The sequence below is a fragment of the Nostoc sp. PCC 7524 genome, assembly GCF_000316645.1.
Classification (GTDB): Bacteria; Cyanobacteriota; Cyanobacteriia; order Cyanobacteriales; family Nostocaceae; genus Trichormus.
This window is the reverse complement of sequence record NC_019684.1, coordinates 3360604-3379450: the sequence shown is the minus strand read 5'-3', so window position 1 is coordinate 3379450 and position 18847 is coordinate 3360604. Positions and strand designations below refer to the sequence as shown.

Here is an 18847-nt window from a genome sequence, read left to right as displayed (position 1 = left end):
CAACCCACTTCCTGCGATAGGGATATCTTCCAAGAAGTCTTGTGACGAACCAGTAGTGGTTCGCCCTCATTTGAGTGTAGCGCATTTCTTTAATAGTCAATAGTCATTAGTTAATAGTTAGTAGGCAATAGGCAATAGTTTATTCTCCTGTGCTACCCTTGCCCTTCACTTACCACGACGCTGATATCTAATCTCTGGGAGAGTAGTACGTTGTTCCACTATTGGCTGGATGCTCCCTTGTGTTTTGAGTTGTCGGGTTTGTTCTAGAATTTGGTCGAAGTCTTCTTGAGATAGGCGTTTTACGTAGTTGAGCTTGATTTCTTCTAGAAAGTCAACGAGTAAGCTTTGGATTTGGGAAATTACTTGCTTTTGCTGGATTTCAGTGCCTAGTGCCTTGCTGAAACTTTCTACAAGTTGAGTTGTGAGTTTGGCAGCTACGGGATCTTCGACGGCGTTGACTAGGGCATTGTAGAGATTGGTGGTGAGTTGAGTTGCTAGTTGTTCACTGAGTTGATTTTGTGCCTTAGTGACTCCAGGTAATAATTGCAGGTTACGAGCGAGAGGAACTTGATGTAATACGCTTTCAATGTTGTGGTGTACGATCGCAGCGAGTTCTGGTTGAATTTTTGGTAAAACTTGATAGACAATGGTTCTTACCAAAAGACCTGCGATCGCTTCTAGTTCATTGACATCATTGATATCGATGTAGGGGCGTAGGTTCTCTTTTTGTAACAACCAACGTGTTAGTTCACCCCGTTGAATCGAAATCTGGATTTGGTTAATCACTCGAATCACTACAATTTCTGTAATTTCTTCGGCAAAGTTTGCTAAAAATGTTTGATGAAATTGCCAGTTAATTGGTTGCAAGTCCAATAATTCTGCTTGATCTAAACGAATAGTTACAGGTATGATTCGCAACCATCGCCAGAAGGGGAGCAGCAAAAATAAATCATACCAACGCCACAATATAGCGTTTAACCAACTAAAACCTATATGACTCCGTTTGATATAAAAGACACGAATTAATAACTCTGTACCAAATAACAAGATAAAGGGTAAATCAATCAACCAAAATAAGTCAAAAAATTCGCTGTTTTCTCCGATGGGACGGTAGTAGTTGGTAGCAATTAACGGTCTAATTTTCTGATTGAAGAAATTGATTTCTTGTTTCCAGCCTCGATTAGTTAAATAAGACTGACTCCAAAAGGTCGCGAAGGATTGTTTGGCGGATTCTTGACCGATGCGATCGCGCATTCGGTTTTTGATTTTTTCTAAAGTTCCACTTTTACCAACGGCTGCAAAGGGATTGCTGTCAATCATTTCTCGACTGAGCCGCCTCAGATCTTCTAACTGAGCATTGGCTTGTGGTGATGTTAAACCTGTCTGACTAACTTTTTCTTCTAGTGCATTGACTTTTTCTAGGTAATTTGCTGTTTCTCTGTGAGGTTCAATACCTTTAATGGGGTCGTAAATTTGGGTAATTTGAGGAAGTCTCCGTAAATAAAAATCTCTCCAGGGTACGTAAGTCAAATCAAAGGCAACTAAGCATAAGTTGAATGTGGCAATAGTTGCCATTAGTCTTTCAAAGTATAAATTGCGCTTTTTTGTTGTTTTTATGTTCATCATATTTAGTTGTAATTTATACATTTTATAATATTAAAAATTTTGGCTTATAATTTTTGAGATTATTGTAATTAATTATTGTTTTTGCGGAAAATTATAACCTGCGATAGATGTCAAATATATTGATTGATAACTCCCGAACTTATCCTGATATAGGCTCTGGAAATTGGTCATTATTAATAACTCAAGAAAACCAGAAAAAAGCTCAGTTGTGTCTGTTAACCTTTATAATGCTGTTTATTTAATCCGCAGGAGTTTTAAATTATGTGGTGTGGGTTTAACAAATCAAGTATGGTCATAGGCGCTGCTTGTTTGGTTACTGCTAGTGTAATCGTTTCAAATACAACTTTTGCGGCTCGTCAACGTAACTATACACCCCAGGAATTTCGTGCTGTGTTGCGGGGATTAGGCTATAACGTCAAAGTGACAAATGCACCCCTCACTGATAAGGAAACAAAAGCAGCAATCAGTGAATTTCAAAAAGGCTACAAGCTAACCGTCGATGGCATAGCCGGGCCGAAAACCCAAGATTTTGCTGCTACTATCGTGCAGATTCTCCAAGGCAACTTAAATGCTGTACTTAAACCTAAACAGCCATTGCCTCGTGATCAGTTTTACAGCGATCGCACAGAAGATTTAGTTAAAGAGTATCAGAAAAAGCATAAACTACAAGAAACTGGTATTGCTAATTTGGCACTTCGTCAAAAGCTAGACAAAGAGGCGAAGGAAATCATTAATCAGCCTGGTACTAAGCCATCGCCAACGCCAACGGCTACACCAACTTCTACACCATCACCAACGCCAACGGCTACACCAACTTCTACACCATCACCAACGCCAACGGCTACACCAACTTCTACACCATCACCAACGCCAACGGCTACACCAACTTCTACACCATCACCAACGCCAACGGCTACACCAACTTCTACACCATCACCAACGCCAACGGCTACACCAACTTCTACACCGTCACCAACGCCAACAGCTACACCGTAGGCATATTTTATGTGTTTTGATTTGGTTCCTCCATTGGTCTACCCTTGGGTGTGGGTAAAAGTGGACGACGATCATCGTAAGGCATGGGAATATACTGAACAGTAGGTCTTCCGCCTTGCGGTTGGGGATATAAATCCATCAATTCGTATATGGAACGGGGCAGTCCGACAGTTACGGGCAGCCCCATTTCTGTAGCTTCCTCAACTGTGATGGGATAATCATGGGTGACGCGTCCGGTTGTTAAAGCTTCAATAATGGATTCGATATTTTCCGGGCTGACTTTTTGTTTAGGTATATTATCTTTGAGCAGAGTCCGCACAAATCGCTGTACTTGCTGAATAGCTTTGCCGGCTAAGTCTGCCATGATGAGAGTTTGGTCGTCAACTTCGCTGATGGGCTTATCTGCTATGACTTTGAGAATACTGGCGGCTGGGTAGTTACCAAGTTGGGGATCAACTGGCCCTAAAACCGCATTGGCATCCATAACAATTTCATCTGCTGCCAGTGCCAGCATTGTACCGCCACTCATGGCATAGTGGGGTACAAAAACACTAACTTTAGATGGATGACGAATTAATGCTCTAGCGATTTGTTCAGTGGCAAGTACCAAACCGCCTGGAGTGTGCAGAATTAAGTCAATGGGGACATCAGGGGGTGTGAGGCGAATTGCCCTGAGTATCTGTTCCGAGTCTTCAATGGTGATGTAACGCGAGATGGGAATGCCTAGTAAACTGATGGACTCTTGGCGGTGTATTAATAAAATTACGCGGCTTTTACGTTCTTCTTGAAATTCATGTAAGGCGCGGAAGCGGCGATATTCCATCTGACGTTTTTGCCAGATGGGTTGCAAGGAAGAAAGAAGCAGGAAAATCCAGAATAAGTCTCCAATGCCAAAGCCCATAATATTATTTGTGCCAATAAAACTTTTGATGTCATTATTGTGACAATTTTTAGGCGATCGCAATTCTATCTACAGGTTTATCTGAGAAGCATAGTTTACACTAGCTCATCAGGATTCACTCCTAATTGTCGCAGGCGTTCTGCTAATTGTTCTGCTTTTCTTTTTGCCTGTTCAGCTTCTTGTTTAGCATCAGTAGCTTCCTGTTCAGCAATCATTGCTCGTTCCGTAGCTGCAACAACTTTTTCTGTCGGCTCAGAAATTAATTCCCCTGTTAAGGTGAACCAACGTAGCCACAACCTGTTAATATCTCGAAACGCTCCTTGCCATACACCCAAACTTAAACCCAACTCTGGCATGAGTATGCGTCCCTCAGTTAAATTTATCGCTTCATAGTGACCACCTACTAACTGAAAAGCTCTCAGTTCATTGGTGTAGCGACTAAACACAATATAGTAAGGGATTCGCAAAATTCGCTCGTAAACTTCCCATTTGCTAGGAGGTTTAGCTGTTGGCTTTTGAGTAATGCCTAAATCTTCGTCTTCTGTACCTGGGGATAATAGTTCTACTACTACAAAAGGATTCGCTGGTTCTTGCCAAGTGACATAACTTAAACGCAAATCTTCGCCTTTGTAGAGTTTTTGTACTCCCACAACGCCAAACCAATCAGGGCGTTTATACCATAGTGGATGATCAAGATCGTAATAAAGATTCAGGTCAGCCGCACTGTAAACTAATTCGGGATTCCAGTTAATTGGTTGAAAGGTTAAGTATAAAAGTAAGGGTTGTAAAAAGTGAAAATCGTCTGGCAAACCTGGTTCCTCTGGGTTGTCGCTAGGTAAATCATACATTGTGGGTAGGGTTTCCCACGGAGGAAGGGGTGGCTCAGATTGGGGTATGTATTTAGGAAAGGTAGTCATATATTATCTGGTGATTCTTACTCTTATTATCTCTAAATGCTCAGTTGCCTTACCACGCGGCTAGCATCCAGCCAGAAAACTTATGCAAGGTTGGTAATTAGCGAGATATTACTTTCTTTAAATGTATAAAAAAAATCTCTTAATTGCTTATAAGCAACCATGACTGCCTGAATTATTTAGTGAATACTGAAGTTAAAGTATACGAACTTGTAGTAAATATGGCAGAAAATCGTATCAGTGCCAAGCTTTCCGCAGCAGATAGGGATGCAGTTATGCAAGCAATTGCGACTATCCGCGAAAAGTTACCGTTTTTAATTGATTTGACCACGGAAGACCGCCGTACTATAGTCAAAATGGGAGATAAAAGCCGAGCGTTTGTGAGCAAAGCTTTGGAAGTAGCCACACAAAATCCCAATTTTTTACCTCGTTCTTTTGATATCGAAGAAATGCGTCGGGATTTAGCACTGTATGAAGCGTTGTATCCGGTGCTGTTGTCTTTGACGCAACTCCAAGAACTGGTGGATGATACTTGTATGGCATCTGGCAGTGAAGCATATACAGCAGCATTAGCAGTTTATAACTATGCTAAGGCTAGTGGTGACGTGACTGGTTTAGATGGCGTGATTGATGAGATGGGACGCAGGTTTACACGCCGTTCTAAGAAAAAGAAAGCCGAGGTTGTGGCTGGATAAAGTTTAAGATAGGCGATTGCACCAAATATATTGATATAGAGACACAAAATTTTTGTGTCTTTTTTTATATATTTATTCGCGTTTGAACCTTTGAGGGTGACGGTTGAGCCTTGGAGGTTGACGGTTGAGCTTTTGAGGTTGGAAGTTGAGCTTTTGAGGTTGGAAGTTGAGCCTTTGAGGTTGGAAGTTGAGCCTTTGAGGTTGGAAGTTGAACCTTTAAGGCTGGAAGTTGAGCCTTTGAGGGTGACGGTTGAGCTTTTGAGGTTGACAGTTGAGCCTTGGAGGCTGAAGTTTTAAAAGTATTATTAGTAACATTAAAGTCTGAAAGACCTAATCCCCCTAGCCCCCCTTCCCTACTAGGGAATGGGGGTTTCAAAGCCTCTCTCCTTGTAGGGGAGAGGTTTGGAGAGGGGTTTTTATTATTATTCGCAACTTTCCCAAAATCTTCTCAGGCTAAAAGTTCAATCTTTGACCAGTAAATTATGAATTTTTGCAATGGATTTGGGAAATTTTTGGATAAAACAGTGCTTTATTATGTGTTAAAGCAGTATTTGTTACCTAATTACCATGAGTATGAGCAGTGAATCTGGAACGCCAATCAGTAAGCCTGTTCGATTTTGGAGAAAACCACCAAATTTAGATGTTAAAGAACTATTTAAATCTTTGAGTAAAGCGGCTCTAGATGGAGCTTTTGGGAATTGGCAAGAGGTAGGGAAAGATGCGGTAGAAGCCTTAGCAGCAATTGGTTGGGCGCAAACACCAGAAGAAATTGGTTGGTTGCTTGTTTACCGTGCTTTGATACAAGCAATGCTTAGTTTAGTAGAAGAGAACCGAGGTTTTTTCTTTGAAAAACCCAATCAAAGTGATATTGAGTTATTGTGTAGTCGCCTCAACGAATCATTAGAAAGTCAAGAGTTACGTATTGACCAGGATTTCTTTAACAATCCCAAAGATTTGCCAATTTTAGCCACAATTAAAACAGCTTTTGGTAATTGGTTGCAATATTTTAGCCTGAATACAATTGAAGCTCAGACAATTAGCGATCGCTTACCCCCTTATTTTGTATTTGCTCTACATGAAGAGTGGTTAGAACACCCAGATAAATATGATTGTTTACAAAAACAAGTAGATAGTCCCTTTTTTAAAGCCAGTGAACGAGAACGCTCATGGATGCGTTACAATGCTTGGCTGCAAAAACAAGTAGCCGAGCCAATATTCGATGAAACTTTTGGCTTAGACAAAGTTTATATTCCCTTACGGGCTTACTATAAAGTCCCTATCAAACCTCAAAAAGATAGTTATTCTTATCGTCAACGTCAAGAAGAAGAAAAATTTGAGCAGGTTGTAGTTGATTTAAAAACAGAACTAGAAACTTGGTTGAATAAAGCCGCGCCGCAAGATGCTATTCGTGTAATTAGTGGTGGCCCCGGTAGTGGCAAATCTACTTTTGCTAAAATCTTCGCGGCTGAACAAGCTACGAAAGGAGAAATTAACGTTTTATTTATTCCTTTACACCGTTTTGAGGTGGAAGATAATTTAGTTAATGCAGTTGGTGAGTTTGTTACAGCTAATAAATTCTTGGAGCATAACCCCTTAGAAGATAATCAGCAATCACGGTTACTAATTATCTTTGATGGTTTAGATGAACTTGCCATGCAGGGTAAACTCGGTGCGGAAGTAGCCAAAGAATTTATTCAAAAAGTAGAAAGAAAAATCAACAACTCTAATCAACAGCAAACTTGCTTGCAAGTTTTGATTACCGGACGAGAATTAATAGTACAAGCTAACACAAATCAGTTTGATAAATCTCCCCAAGAAATATTACATATTCTGCCTTATTTTGTGACTGACGAAGAAAGATTAAAGTACAGAGACGAAAGCAAATTGCTTGAGACAGATCAACGTCAATTTTGGTGGCAGAAGTATTCACTATCCAAGAATAAGCAATATAATGGTTTACCCGCAGTTCTAGACCAAGGAAGGCTCATAGAGATTACTGCTCAACCCTTGTTAAATTATTTAGTAGCTTTGAGTTATGAACGTGGTGAAGTAGAATTTTCAGAAAATAGCAACTTAAATACTATTTATGCAGACTTACTCAAAGCTGTTTATGAACGCCGTTGGGGTGATAGACAAAAGCATCCCATAGCTCAAGAGTTTAGCATAGCAGATGATGAAGAATTTGCGCTGATTTTAGAAGAAATTGCCCTAGCTTGCTGGCATGGTAATGGTAGAACTACAACAGTCAGGGAGATTGAAAATAAATGCGGTGGTAACAGTCATATCAAGCAACTGTTTATTAAATATCAAGAAGCAGCAGAAGCAGGTGTAACGCGTCTATTGACAGCGTTTTATTTCCGGCAGAGTGGAGTTAGAGAACAGGAAAAAACCTTTGAATTTACACACAAAAGTTTTGGTGAATATCTCACAGCCAGACGCATAGTACAAGAACTGAGTTGGATTCATAAACAGTTAGATAAACGTCAAACAGACCGCTATCATCGTGATGGATGGGATGAAACTGAGGCTTTAAGAAACTGGGCAATTCTTTGCGGCACATCCCCAATTGATCAGTATCTTTTTGATTTCATTGGCGACGAAATCCGTTTACACAATCTCGCAGATGTTGAAAATTGGCAACAAAGTTTGTGTCATCTCATTGGTTTTATGCTGCGTCATGGAATGCCAATGGAACTTTTGCCTGAAATCAAAAGTTTTCATCAAGCTAATCAACAAGCGCGTAATGCTGAAGAAGCTTTGTTAGTGGTTTTAAATGCTTGTGCTAGGGTAACGCAAAAGATTTCAAAAATTGACTGGCCTGCGCCTGAAGCTTTTGGTAATTGGATTTCCCGCTTGCATGGGCAGAGAGTTAGTTTTGATGGTGATGTATTGTGCTTGAAGTGTCTGAGTTTTTTAGATTTACAAAATTGCATTTTAAGCTCGAAAGATTTTTATATGGCAAATTTTCAACGGGCGAATCTTCAAGGGGCGAATCTTCAAGGGGCGAATCTTTACGGCGCGAATCTTCAAGGGGCGAATCTTCAACGGGCGAATCTTCAAGGGGCGAATCTTCAACGGGCGAATCTTTACGGCGCGAATCTTGAAGGGGCGAATCTTTACGGCGCAAATCTTCAACGGGCGATTCTTCAACGGGCAATTCTTGAAGGGGCGAATCTTCAACGGGCGATTCTTCAACGGGCGAATCTTGAAGGGGCGAATCTTCAACGGGCGATTCTTCAACGGGCGAATCTTGAAGGGGCGAATCTTGAAGGGGCGAATCTTGAAGGGGCAAATCTTCAAGAGGCTATTTTACCAGCCAATTTTGAGGGCAAACTTTTAACAGACATTAATAATGATTCAACGCCAGACTCTAATGAATAACCTATATCACCGCTAATTTCACCACCATAAAACCAAGCCTCCTCAAATTTATCTAACCGTAAGGGTGGGTTAAAAAATATCATCAATAGTTAAATGGTATGAATTAGGGGAAATCTCACAAGCCAAAGCCGCAGAAATAGCAGGGCTAACGCGTGCTGAACTTATTCAGGCATTATCACGCTACCAAGTTGATTTTATGCAATATACAGCCCAATAGTTAGTCGAGGAATTGGCAAATATTGAAGTCATCTAGTTAGGTGGGTGGGCGATCGCAATGTCTTATTATGTGGAAAAGTTAACGCAAAACCTAACCCCCTAACCCCCTTCCCTACTAGGGAAGGGGGAAAAGTTAAAGCCTCTCTCCTTGCAGGGGAGAGGTTTGGAGAGGGGTTTTCCAGATCATGTGAAAAGTCAGTCTAATCTTGCGGTTCAATTCCGGCGGCGCGCAGTTGTGCGGCTAGTCGTTCGGCACGTTGGCGTTCTTGTTCGGCGCGTTGGCGTTCTTGTTCAACACGTTGGCGTTCTTGTTCGACTAACTCTGAACCCCATAATAGTAGCTGTCCGCTTTCATCCCACCAGCGTAACCAATTACCTGTGCGGTTTTCTCGCGTACCTTGCCATACACCAAGGTAAAGATTCATTTCGGCTAACCAATACAGCTGGTTTTCGTTGGCGGTTTGTAGGCTGTATCTCCCTGTTTTCTGATCTAGGCGATATACTTCTAACTCTCCTGTGTTAGGTTCAAAGATGGCGTAATTAGGTACTTTTAAGACACATTCATAAAAAAACCATTTACCAGGGGGGTAAGTCGGTTTACTAGAATATTCGCTCCCATCTGTATCGGATAAAAATTCAATGACAATTACAGGGATGTCTCCCTCTAGTTGAGGGGTGTAACTGCGGATAACTTCTTCTCTACTGACTTTGATATTAGCAATATATGCCCAATCTGGGGCTTTAACGACAGTTTTGCCATTTAATGTGGCGCAAACGCCGTAATTTGTAGGTGTGAGGGCATTAGTTGGTAGTTTTCCCGCTAATTCTAAACTTTGGGTGAGTGCTGCGGCGAGAAATGGTTGGTTGATGTTGTCCACTGGATCGTCTGGTAGCTTGTAATCATCGGGTAGCTTTTCCCAAGTGATTTGGTAGTTGGGGGTGATGATGGCTGTCATATTGAGTAGGGAGTGGGGAATGGGGAATGGGGAGTAGGGGAAAAGAAATTTTTTTTTATGCTTCTGTCACCTGTAACCTGTCACCTGTAACCTATTCTTCGTCTATATCCAAGTCTTCGGCTGTCAATTCTTGATGGGGGATGGCGGCAATAATCGCATCTATTACTTTGGAAACTGGTAAAATTTCGATGTCAAAGTCGGGGAATTTTTGACCTTTGGGGATGATCGCTCGTTTAAATCCTAGTTTAGCGGCTTCTTTTAACCGCAGTTCCATCTGAGAAACGGCTCGCACTTGTCCACCTAAGCCGACTTCACCGATTAATACTGTACCGGGATCAACGATGCGATCGCGGAAACTAGCAACAATAGCAATGGCAATTCCTAAATCTACGGCTGGTTCTTCCACACTTAAACCACCGGCGGAAGCAACGTAGGAATCTAATTTGGACATAGGAATCCCCACGCGCTTTTCTAAGACGGCGAGAATTTGCACTAAGCGGTTGTAATCTATGCCAGTTCCCGCCCGACGGGGTGAGGGGTAACTGGTGGGGCTGACTAAGGCTTGTAACTCTACGACGATGGGGCGTGTACCTTCGCAAGCTACAACAATAGCTGTACCGGGTGCGGGATCATCACGGTTGCCTAAAAATAATTCACTGGGGTTAGGTACTTCCCGCAAACCGTGTTGCACCATTTCAAAGATGCCGATTTCGTGGGTTGCACCAAACCGGTTTTTGACAGTTCTTAACAAGCGGTGGGAGGCAAAGCGATCGCCTTCAAAATACAATACTGTATCAACTAGGTGTTCTAAGACTTTCGGCCCGGCGATCGCACCTTCTTTGGTGACGTGTCCCACAATTAACATTGTGATGTCTTCATGCTTGGCAACTTTCATCAATGCTGCCGTACATTCTCTTACCTGGGCTACCGAACCGGGTGCTGATGTCAAAGCTGGAAAAAACACAGTTTGAATACTATCAATCACCGCCACATTGGGTTTTAAGGAATCGATTTCCCGTAAAATTTCTTCTAAATCTGTTTCCGGTAGGATATACAAACTTGCGTCTATACTTTCAGGTGCTTCTGATGGATGGTGATTTTCTGCCGTTGTTTCCCCAGAGGCTTCTGTTTCAGGTGTCTGTTCTGCTGTAGTACCGTTTTCATCTTCCAGCATACTCAGGGGTTTGGAGACACCCAAGCGAGAGGCGCGTAATTTTACCTGCTGTCCCGATTCTTCTCCCGATACATAAAGGATGCGGTATCTCTGCGCTAATTGATTGGAGACTTGCAATAATAAGGTTGATTTCCCAATACCGGGATCGCCGCCAATTAACACCATTGAGCCGGGAACTACACCACCGCCGAGTACCCGATCTAACTCGCCATAACCAGATTCCCAACGAGTGACTTGGCGATCGCTAATTTGGTCAAATGTTAAAGAAGCTCGTGGTTTTGCTGGCTTGCTGGGCGGTTTGCCGTTACCCTGAGATGAATGCCAACCACCTACCCCTCCACGACTAGGAATATCTACGGAAGATTGAATCAGAAGTTGCTCTTCTAAGGAGTTGTAAGTACCACAATTGGGACACTTACCAAACCACTGGGAAGATTCGGCTCCACATTCATTACAAATGTAAACTGTTTTGGGCTTTGCCATTCTTAAATCTTAAATATTATGAAATATCTTAATTTTTCCTTAATTATTCCTCTAATTGAAAATCCTATTTATAGTAAGATTTGCCGCCTTTTCCAAATCAATTGAGGGAATGATATCTTAATATTATGGTATTAAAAATTCATCATGAAAAATTTTTAGTTGTTAAGGAGCGTTGAGAAACTTGGAAAGTCATAAAGAAAAAATCCTGGTGGTAGACGATGAAGCCAGCATTCGCCGAATTTTGGAAACGCGCCTGTCGATGATTGGCTACGATGTAGTCACAGCTGGCGATGGAGAAGAAGCTTTAGACACTTTTCGCAAAGCTGATCCCGATTTAGTAGTTTTGGATGTTATGATGCCAAAGCTCGATGGCTACGGTGTGTGTCAAGAGCTACGTAAGGAATCTGATGTTCCCATTATTATGCTAACAGCCTTGGGGGACGTAGCCGATCGCATTACCGGACTAGAATTGGGTGCTGATGACTATGTAGTTAAGCCATTCTCTCCCAAAGAGTTGGAAGCGCGGATTCGCTCGGTATTGCGACGAGTAGACAAAACCGGTGCTTCTGGTATTCCTAGCTCTGGGGTGATTCATGTTGGTACGATCAAAATTGATACCAACAAACGGCAAGTATACAAAGGTGACGAACGAATTCGCTTGACTGGCATGGAGTTTAGTTTACTAGAGTTGCTAGTCAGTCGCTCAGGAGAAGCCTTTTCCCGCTCCGAAATTTTGCAAGAAGTTTGGGGATATACACCAGAACGTCATGTAGATACACGCGTAGTAGATGTACATATCTCCCGCTTACGGGCAAAATTAGAAGATGATCCCAGCAACCCAGAGTTGATTCTCACAGCACGAGGCACTGGCTATCTGTTTCAAAGGATAATTGAACCCGGAGAGGAGTAGAAAGTAGGGGAGCAGAGGAGCAGAGGAGCAGGGGAGACAAAAAGAGAGTTTTTACCCACTCAACACTCAACATCGGCTAAACGCCGCGCTACCGCTAACAGCACTGATAACACATGACTAAATCTGATCCCAATCGAGTTTTACGGCGTTTGCCCTTGGTAGTTGGTGGGTTAGGGGCTATCCTTTTGCTGATTAACCGTTTATGGACACCGGAACTTACAAATTCCCAAGCGCGTGGTGATGTGCTGGGTGTAATTTTGAGTGCAGTGCTAATTTTAACGGGGTTAATTTGGCAACAGGTGCAGCCGCGATCGCCTGATGCGGTAGAACTGGTTGGAGAAGAAGGTTTTGTGTTAGCAGATGATTTGCCAGAAGCCGTGAAAACAGAATTAGCCTGGTCATCGCGTTTACTCTTAACTAATACAGTCACGCGATCGCTCGTGGTGTTGTATCAAGGCAAAGTTTTGTTACGTCGCGGCATTCTGGGAAAAAAAGCAGAAGTCATCCCAGGAGCAATTGTTAAACGAGTATTAGAAAAACAACAACCTGTCTATTTGGTAGCTTTAAATGTTTACCCAGGCAGGTTTGAATTTGATTATTTACCAGAAAACACCCAAGGAGTAATTTGTCAACCTTTGGGCAATCAAGGTGTCATGATATTAGGGGCAAATGCACCCAGAAGTTACACCAAACAAGATGAAAATTGGATTGCTGGCATTGCTGATAAATTAGCAGTCACTCTCAAAGGGCATTATCAATAATCATGCAAATTATTTATTGGCTACTGGTTGCCTTGATGGTTGTGGGTATTATTGGTGCTGTAGTACCAGCCATACCTGGAACCAGTTTAATTTTAGTAGCAATTATTATCTGGGGAATTGTCAGTCATTCGTTTATGGCTATTAAAATCCCCTTAATTGTGACAGCGATTGTTTTAATTTTGAGTATTGGGGTGGATTTTTTAGCTGGTTACTTGGGAGCAAAACAAGCAGGTGCTAGCAAGTGGGGACAGATTGGTGCATTTGTCGGTTTCTTGCTTGGTTTTTTCGGATTACTACCAACTTTACCTGTGGGTGGGCCTTTATTGGGTATTTTATTTGGGCCATTGTTGGGAGCGATTGTTGCCGAGTATATTTATTGTCGGCAACTGGGATTGGCTATTAAAGCTGGTGTAGGTATTGTCGTCGGGACAGTTGTAGGGAATTTAATTCAAGGATTGTTAGCGATCGCTACTGTTGTAGTATTCCTCTATACAACTTGGCCACAAGTGTTTGGGACTTAGAGTATCAGAATATAGCTGGTGGATAGGATATCCAACCAGCTGGTAAAACTTATGATTTCTTTAATGAAACTTGCGATCGCTTGCTAATTTCTGGCCAATTCACTACATTCCACCAATTATCTAAATATTCTGCACGACGGTTGCGATATCGCAAATAATAGGCGTGTTCCCAAACATCATTACCCATAATCGGATATGCGTCGTCCATGATGGGATTATCCTGATTGGCAGTAGTTGTAATCTGAAGTGCGCCTTGGGGATTACGCACTAACCAAACCCAACCACTACCGAAGCGTCCAGCACCAGCTTGATTAAACTGTTGTTTAAAATTATCAAAGCTGCCAAAGCTTTTGTTAATTTCTTGTGCGAGTTCTCCTGTAGGCTCTCCACCACCATCAGGACTCATGATTTGCCAGAACATGGTGTGGTTTAAGTGTCCGCCACCGTTATTTCGTACCTTCGTCCGAATATTTTCTGGTACACTCTCTAAATCCCGCAATAAGCTTTCCACGCTTCTTTTTTGCAGTTCGGGGTATTTTTTCAAAGCATCATTGAGGTTGTTCACATAAGCAGCATGGTGTGCATCATGATGCAATTTCATAGTTTCTGCATCAATCGCTTTACTTAAAGCTGTGTTGTCATAAGGTAATGGCGGTAACTTGGCGGGAGCAGCACTTAATTCTTTATCAGTATAAGCTACAGGTAGAGACGAACTAGCAGCTGGTGAAGCTGTTGCTGATTGTGATTCAGCAGTTGGGATTGTGCCACAGGCGATTAATATAGTTGACAGCAAAATAGCTGTGAACAATACAGCCAGTGTCTTTTGCAGATGCTTAAACATAAACTGACACCTCAAAATCAATATTTTGATTAGTTGGAAGTTTTGCAAATTAGACTTTAAAAATCAGTCAACTACAAACTGCTGTATATTACCAATTTTTAGGTCAATGGGTACAGAATACCCAAGAGGATGGAATTAATAATTGCCAAAGCTAGAGAGCCAATCAATGCACTCCAAAAACCCCACCGGAGGCGGAAACCTTCTACTAAATATGCAGCTAAGGCAAAAATTATGGCATTCAATACCAAAAAGAATAATCCTAGCGTCAGGATAATTAATGGGAAAGCTAACACAGTCAATATTGGCAAGAGCAAGGCATTTAAAAGTCCGAAGACAGCTGCTGCGATCGCGGCTTTCCCAAAACCATCAATTTCAATACCTAATGGTAACTTGGAAATAATTAAAAAGCTGATACTGGTAACTAGCCAAGTTAAGATAAGATTTAGCATAATAATTCTGCCTCTATTCTATTCATTAGCTAAATTAATGATGATAATTATCCACTTGTTAATCTCATAATTATTATTTCTACTTCATTTATAAATGAAATTTGATTTTAGTCCAAATAATCATAAGATATAGCATTATATTCTGATTAATATGTTATTTATTTTCACACGAATATAAATGTATTTTTTTGACTATATTGATATTTTTCTTTCAAAAAATTCTAACACAAAAATATATTTTATAATTTTATGTCTGGAATATATTCCTTTGGATATACAAATAAAAAAATATAAGCAAAACTATTGACAGAGATGGATGATATTTAGGTTTGCTAAACCTATAATTGAATCATTAATAAAGCTTCAGTTTGAATAAGCTAATCAGCTAGTTAGACGTAATAACTGCATAGACAAGCAGTAAACAAATGTCAATGTTGTAATGTGCAGCTATTGATAATAAAACTGAAATTTCGGTTTTTGACAGATTAATTAATTATCTCGCTAGTTTTTTAGTATATATCCTCACTGAATCACGAATGATTTTTGTCAGAAAATGACAAAATAACTTTTTACAACCCTTGAGCTTGTAAATATATATAACTAAGGCTAGTAATATGTTACTTGAGGAATTAATGCAACACAAATTAACATTAAATAAGTCTGGCAATCAGGTAACTCATAATGAAATCAAAAACAATCAACCTCAAGCTAATAATTTTGAGATACCTAATCTAGCAATATCTTTGACACCCATAGGCTTAGTTTTTAGTTGGGTCATATTTTTCCTGATTTTGCGAAAAATCAGGTCTCTTTTAGAAGATAAGATGGTGGTGACAGTTAAAGGATCACATCAATTACCTTGTAGAAACTGTCGATTTTATACCAATAACCATTATCTTAAATGTGCTGTACAGCCTTCTATTGTGATGACAGAAGAAGCTAAAAACTGTTCTGAATATTCACCTAAAAATGAGAAATTATCTCCTAAAAACATTTTGAAATAAGCACAGAACCCATAGTTAGGCAACCTGACCAAATTCTCGTCGTCGCTGTAGCCAATTAGCTATATCATTGGCGGTAATGATGCCTTGGAGTAAACCATTTTGAGTTACTAATACCCGACGCACTCCTGAGTCTTGCATTTTTTGTAGTACCTGAGACATTTGCTCTTCTGGACGTGCAGTTATTCCCTGCTCCGAGGGAATCATAGTTTCTTGAACAGTGCGGTGCATCCATTCTTGTCGCGGGATATCCTTTACCTGATTCAAAGTAATAATTCCTATTGGGTGATCATCTTGAATGACTGGAAAAGACTGATAGCGACGACTGAGAAAATATTTATCCACTAATTCTTGGAGTGTTAAGTCAGCGTTGACGGTTTCTGGATAGGGAGTCATAACTTCTCTTGCTCGTACCCCTTCTAGACTGCTACGTAGCAAAATTTCGTCATAACTAGCTGCGGCGGCGTTATACAAGAACCAACCAATGAGGATAAACCAAAGTCCGCCTAAAATTGCACCACCAAACATTTGCAACAAACCCAGCGCAATTAGCACATAACCCAGCCATTTCCCACCTGTAGTAGCAACTTGTGTCGCTTTTTTGAGATTGCCTGTATATTTCCAGATCAGAGAACGGAAAACACGCCCCCCATCTAAAGGAAATCCTGGCAACATATTGAAGATAGCCAGCGCCAAGTTAATAGAGGCTAAATAAGAAGTCACACCATTTACTACCACACTCCAGCCAGCATTTCTGCCTACATACCAGAGCAAACCAAATAGAGCAGCAAGCACCACACTGACAAGAGGCCCAATTCCTGCTATTTGAAATTCATCCCCTGGGGTTTCTGCATCCATCCGAGTCCGGGAAACGCCACCAAAAATAAACAAGGTAATTCCCTCTACAGGAATGCCTTTAGCTCTAGCGACAAAAGAATGAGAAAGTTCATGAGCGAGTAATGAGATGAAAAACAGCAATGTTGCTACTATACCCATACCAAAATAAGTAGCATTGCTTAGTCCTGGATAATTTTCTGGAAATAAACCCGCGCTTAAAGTCCACAGGACAAGAAAGAAGATGATTAACCAAGACAAATCTATTCGGATTTCAAAGCCGAAAATAGTGCCTAAACGAAAACCTTGCATAACTTGCTCTCGTTTTAGTCGTTTTTAGTGAAAAAGCTGAATGCTAAATCACCAAAAGCATAGAAAACGGTCATTCTTGCCGCCTCTAGCAAACGATAGAGAGGTATGTTCCAGAAGAAAGATGCTGATAACTGTCACCTGTCCCCTTTAACTAGGCTCTTTAGCTGGTAAAGTCGCAGGACGCAGAGTAATTATCTGTGTATTACCATTACGATTGATGGTTATTGGTATGGTATTACCAATCTTGGTGGCTTCTACTTGTTGTTGTACTTGCTGTGTATCTTTGATAGCAACGCCATTAATACTGTCAATAATGTCACCAGGACGCAAGCCTGCACGAGCAGCCGGAGAATTGCGAGCGACTCCTAGAATAATGACACCTGAATCTTGGTTAACTTTGACACCAACATCACTCTGATTAATTTTCGAGCGCAATTCAGGAGTCAACTGAGCCATTTGAATGCCAATGTAGGGATGATCTACTTTGCCTTGAGTGACTAATTGTGTGGCGATGCGTTGAACTGTATTAATGGGAATAGCAAAACCCAAGCTTTGCGCTCCTCGGATAATGGCGGTATTCATCCCAATGACTTCACCTTCGGTATTTAACAAGGGGCCGCCAGAGTTACCGGGGTTAATGGCTGCATCGGTTTGGATAAAGTCAACTCGCTCGGTTGGTACACCCAAATCGGCAACAGAACGCTGAGTGGCGCTGATAATGCCTTGGGTGACGGTGTTATCTAGTCCTAGGGGATTGCCAATAGCGATCGCCCATTGTCCTGGCATAAGATTATCAGAGTTACCTAACCTAGCTACTGGTAAGTCTTTGGCTTCAATTTTGACAACAGCAACATCTGTCACACGGTCAATTCCTAAAACATCACCCTGAACACGCCGACCATCTTTTAATAACACCGAAACATTATCTGCACCTGCTATCACATGGGCATTAGTAAAAATTAAGCCATCAGCACTGGTAATAAACCCTGAACCTACACCTCGTTGTACTTCTTCTCTACTGGGGAAATCTCCACCAAAAAAACGCTCGAACACTGGATCAGGAGATACTGAAACTGTGCGAGTGGCATCAATTCGCACTACTGCGGGGCCTACTTGCTGCACAACCCGCGTGACATAGTTAGCATCTGTGGAATTGTTAGGAATTAGTGGTTGCTTTACTGGTAATGATTGAGCATTCCTAACTTCTGGAGCGGACATACATCCAGACATCAACAAAGCCAGGTATAGCGCAGGTTGTAGAACAATTCGTTTCATGGTTTTGGCGGTGGAGTCAAAGTTTCCTTTGTGGTGCAATCTTCTAGCCAGCTACGCCAGGATTGAGTTGCAGCAATAACCAAGTTAAATAAGTACCAAAAGGCCCCCAAAGGGCATAAGGAAGGAAAAGCCAAGCTGCTTTTTGAGAGATGGGCTTGACAATGAAAGCCAGGATATAAACCAGAAGTGTAGCTACCCCACCAACAATCATTCCACCTGTGAGGCTGCGGAGTTCTACCACAATTGGGCTATAGGCGGAAGTGAGGATAGCGATCGCAGCGTAAATTATCATTAAATTCCAGGGTCGAGAACCCTGTTTTGTCCGTTGCTGCCAGACAATAATGGCTGAGATAGTCAGACAAGCCCAAATTAAAGTCCAAATAAATGGGATAAGAAACTCGAATGTCAACCAGTTGGGACGTTGCAAGTTCTGAAACCAAGGGTCGCGCAGTGAGGTAAACAGGCTACCACCGAAAAATAATGCTGCCGAAACTGCTGTGATAATCCATTTAGCTTTCACAATGGTTTCCTGTCGAAGTAGGTCTATATTTGCAGTGTAGAGAATAAAAGGCGATCGCTGCACCTATCTGGGGATTGGGGA

17 protein-coding genes and 1 pseudogene are annotated in these 18847 nt (G+C 41.5%); 8 read left to right on the top strand and 10 right to left on the bottom strand.

Annotated features, from left to right (window positions below):
- Positions 1-165: 165 nt before the first annotated feature.
- Positions 166-1626: a hypothetical protein gene (locus tag NOS7524_RS13555; RefSeq protein WP_171815374.1), complete on the bottom strand. Its 1461-nt coding sequence runs from the start codon at positions 1624-1626 to the stop codon at positions 166-168.
- 261 nt (positions 1627-1887) lie between these two features.
- Here NOS7524_RS13555 and NOS7524_RS13550 point away from each other — a divergent pair, with 261 nt between their 5' ends.
- A complete protein-coding gene (locus NOS7524_RS13550) occupies positions 1888-2622 on the top strand; it encodes a peptidoglycan-binding domain-containing protein (protein ID WP_015139042.1) in 735 nt (244 codons plus the stop codon).
- A gap of 7 nt (positions 2623-2629) precedes the next feature.
- Here the strand turns inward: NOS7524_RS13550 and NOS7524_RS13545 are convergent, their stop codons facing one another.
- Together NOS7524_RS13545 and NOS7524_RS13540 are read right to left on the bottom strand one after the other, a co-directional pair.
- On the bottom strand, positions 2630-3523 hold the full coding sequence (locus tag NOS7524_RS13545) for an SDH family Clp fold serine proteinase (RefSeq protein WP_015139041.1): 894 nt from the start codon (positions 3521-3523) through the stop codon (positions 2630-2632).
- Positions 3524-3618: 95 nt separating this feature from the next.
- Positions 3619-4440, bottom strand: coding sequence for a Uma2 family endonuclease (locus NOS7524_RS13540; RefSeq protein ID WP_015139040.1), 822 nt, complete (start codon positions 4438-4440; stop codon positions 3619-3621).
- Positions 4441-4658: 218 nt separating this feature from the next.
- Between NOS7524_RS13540 and NOS7524_RS13535 the strand changes: the two genes are divergently transcribed.
- From NOS7524_RS13535 to NOS7524_RS28665, 3 genes and pseudogenes are all read left to right on the top strand, one after another.
- Positions 4659-5132 (top strand): hypothetical protein, encoded by a 474-nt coding sequence (locus tag NOS7524_RS13535; RefSeq protein ID WP_041555761.1) that lies wholly within the window; start codon positions 4659-4661, stop codon positions 5130-5132.
- A gap of 573 nt (positions 5133-5705) precedes the next feature.
- On the top strand, positions 5706-8513 hold the full coding sequence (locus NOS7524_RS13525) for a pentapeptide repeat-containing protein (RefSeq protein ID WP_041555315.1): 2808 nt from the start codon (positions 5706-5708) through the stop codon (positions 8511-8513).
- A gap of 73 nt (positions 8514-8586) precedes the next feature.
- Positions 8587-8730: pseudogene (locus NOS7524_RS28665) on the top strand (UPF0175 family protein); the annotation flags it as partial.
- A gap of 199 nt (positions 8731-8929) precedes the next feature.
- On the opposite strand, the gene NOS7524_RS13520 reads toward NOS7524_RS28665, so the two are convergent.
- Complete coding sequence (locus NOS7524_RS13520) at positions 8930-9685, bottom strand: Uma2 family endonuclease (RefSeq protein ID WP_015139037.1); 756 nt, start codon at positions 9683-9685, stop codon at positions 8930-8932.
- 91 nt (positions 9686-9776) lie between these two features.
- Complete coding sequence (gene radA, locus NOS7524_RS13515) at positions 9777-11342, bottom strand: DNA repair protein RadA (RefSeq protein WP_015139036.1); 1566 nt, start codon at positions 11340-11342, stop codon at positions 9777-9779.
- Between the two features lie 181 nt (positions 11343-11523).
- Between radA and rpaB the strand changes: the two genes are divergently transcribed.
- From rpaB to NOS7524_RS13500, 3 genes are all read left to right on the top strand, one after another.
- Positions 11524-12252 (top strand): response regulator transcription factor RpaB, encoded by a 729-nt coding sequence (gene rpaB / locus NOS7524_RS13510; RefSeq protein ID WP_015139035.1) that lies wholly within the window; start codon positions 11524-11526, stop codon positions 12250-12252.
- Positions 12253-12365: 113 nt separating this feature from the next.
- The gene (locus NOS7524_RS13505; RefSeq protein ID WP_015139034.1) at positions 12366-13013 is read left to right on the top strand and encodes a cofactor assembly of complex C subunit B; all 648 of its coding nucleotides are present in this window, start codon (positions 12366-12368) and stop codon (positions 13011-13013) included.
- A gap of 2 nt (positions 13014-13015) precedes the next feature.
- Positions 13016-13534: a DUF456 domain-containing protein gene (locus NOS7524_RS13500; protein ID WP_015139033.1), complete on the top strand. Its 519-nt coding sequence runs from the start codon at positions 13016-13018 to the stop codon at positions 13532-13534.
- Between the two features lie 49 nt (positions 13535-13583).
- On the opposite strand, the gene NOS7524_RS13495 is transcribed toward NOS7524_RS13500, so the two are convergent.
- Both NOS7524_RS13495 and NOS7524_RS13490 read right to left on the bottom strand, forming a co-directional pair.
- Positions 13584-14375: a superoxide dismutase gene (locus NOS7524_RS13495; protein ID WP_015139032.1), complete on the bottom strand. Its 792-nt coding sequence runs from the start codon at positions 14373-14375 to the stop codon at positions 13584-13586.
- Between the two features lie 98 nt (positions 14376-14473).
- Positions 14474-14824 carry a phage holin family protein gene (locus NOS7524_RS13490; protein ID WP_015139031.1) on the bottom strand — a complete coding sequence of 117 codons (351 nt, stop codon included), beginning with the start codon at positions 14822-14824 and terminating at the stop codon, positions 14474-14476.
- Positions 14825-15438: 614 nt separating this feature from the next.
- On the opposite strand from NOS7524_RS13490, the gene NOS7524_RS13485 reads away from it, so the two are divergent.
- A complete protein-coding gene (locus tag NOS7524_RS13485) occupies positions 15439-15828 on the top strand; it encodes a hypothetical protein (protein ID WP_041555314.1) in 390 nt (129 codons plus the stop codon).
- 15 nt (positions 15829-15843) lie between these two features.
- On the opposite strand, the gene NOS7524_RS13480 is transcribed toward NOS7524_RS13485, so the two are convergent.
- From NOS7524_RS13480 to NOS7524_RS13470, 3 genes are all read right to left on the bottom strand, one after another.
- Entirely contained in the window at positions 15844-16971 is a 1128-nt protein-coding gene (locus tag NOS7524_RS13480) for a site-2 protease family protein (RefSeq protein ID WP_015139029.1), read from the bottom strand.
- Positions 16972-17118: 147 nt separating this feature from the next.
- Positions 17119-18246 (bottom strand): HhoA/HhoB/HtrA family serine endopeptidase, encoded by a 1128-nt coding sequence (locus tag NOS7524_RS13475; protein ID WP_015139028.1) that lies wholly within the window; start codon positions 18244-18246, stop codon positions 17119-17121.
- 43 nt (positions 18247-18289) lie between these two features.
- Positions 18290-18766, bottom strand: coding sequence for a TspO/MBR family protein (locus NOS7524_RS13470; RefSeq protein ID WP_015139027.1), 477 nt, complete (start codon positions 18764-18766; stop codon positions 18290-18292).
- Between the last annotated feature and the right edge of the window lie 81 nt (positions 18767-18847).

Coding starts and splice junctions, on each gene's coding strand:
- NOS7524_RS13545 (WP_015139041.1), bottom strand. CDS start 3,523: ATGGGCTTTGGCATTGGAGACTTATTCTGGATTTTCCTGCTTCTTTCT.
- NOS7524_RS13490 (WP_015139031.1), bottom strand. CDS start 14,824: ATGCTAAATCTTATCTTAACTTGGCTAGTTACCAGTATCAGCTTTTTA.
- NOS7524_RS13555 (WP_171815374.1), bottom strand. CDS start 1,626: ATGATGAACATAAAAACAACAAAAAAGCGCAATTTATACTTTGAAAGA.
- NOS7524_RS13495 (WP_015139032.1), bottom strand. CDS start 14,375: ATGTTTAAGCATCTGCAAAAGACACTGGCTGTATTGTTCACAGCTATT.
- NOS7524_RS13520 (WP_015139037.1), bottom strand. CDS start 9,685: ATGACAGCCATCATCACCCCCAACTACCAAATCACTTGGGAAAAGCTA.
- NOS7524_RS13535 (WP_041555761.1), top strand. CDS start 4,659: ATGGCAGAAAATCGTATCAGTGCCAAGCTTTCCGCAGCAGATAGGGAT.
- NOS7524_RS13525 (WP_041555315.1), top strand. CDS start 5,706: ATGAGCAGTGAATCTGGAACGCCAATCAGTAAGCCTGTTCGATTTTGG.
- NOS7524_RS13505 (WP_015139034.1), top strand. CDS start 12,366: ATGACTAAATCTGATCCCAATCGAGTTTTACGGCGTTTGCCCTTGGTA.
- NOS7524_RS13480 (WP_015139029.1), bottom strand. CDS start 16,971: ATGCAAGGTTTTCGTTTAGGCACTATTTTCGGCTTTGAAATCCGAATA.
- NOS7524_RS13540 (WP_015139040.1), bottom strand. CDS start 4,440: ATGACTACCTTTCCTAAATACATACCCCAATCTGAGCCACCCCTTCCT.
- NOS7524_RS13475 (WP_015139028.1), bottom strand. CDS start 18,246: ATGAAACGAATTGTTCTACAACCTGCGCTATACCTGGCTTTGTTGATG.
- NOS7524_RS13485 (WP_041555314.1), top strand. CDS start 15,439: ATGTTACTTGAGGAATTAATGCAACACAAATTAACATTAAATAAGTCT.
- radA (WP_015139036.1), bottom strand. CDS start 11,342: ATGGCAAAGCCCAAAACAGTTTACATTTGTAATGAATGTGGAGCCGAA.
- NOS7524_RS13500 (WP_015139033.1), top strand. CDS start 13,016: ATGCAAATTATTTATTGGCTACTGGTTGCCTTGATGGTTGTGGGTATT.
- NOS7524_RS13550 (WP_015139042.1), top strand. CDS start 1,888: ATGTGGTGTGGGTTTAACAAATCAAGTATGGTCATAGGCGCTGCTTGT.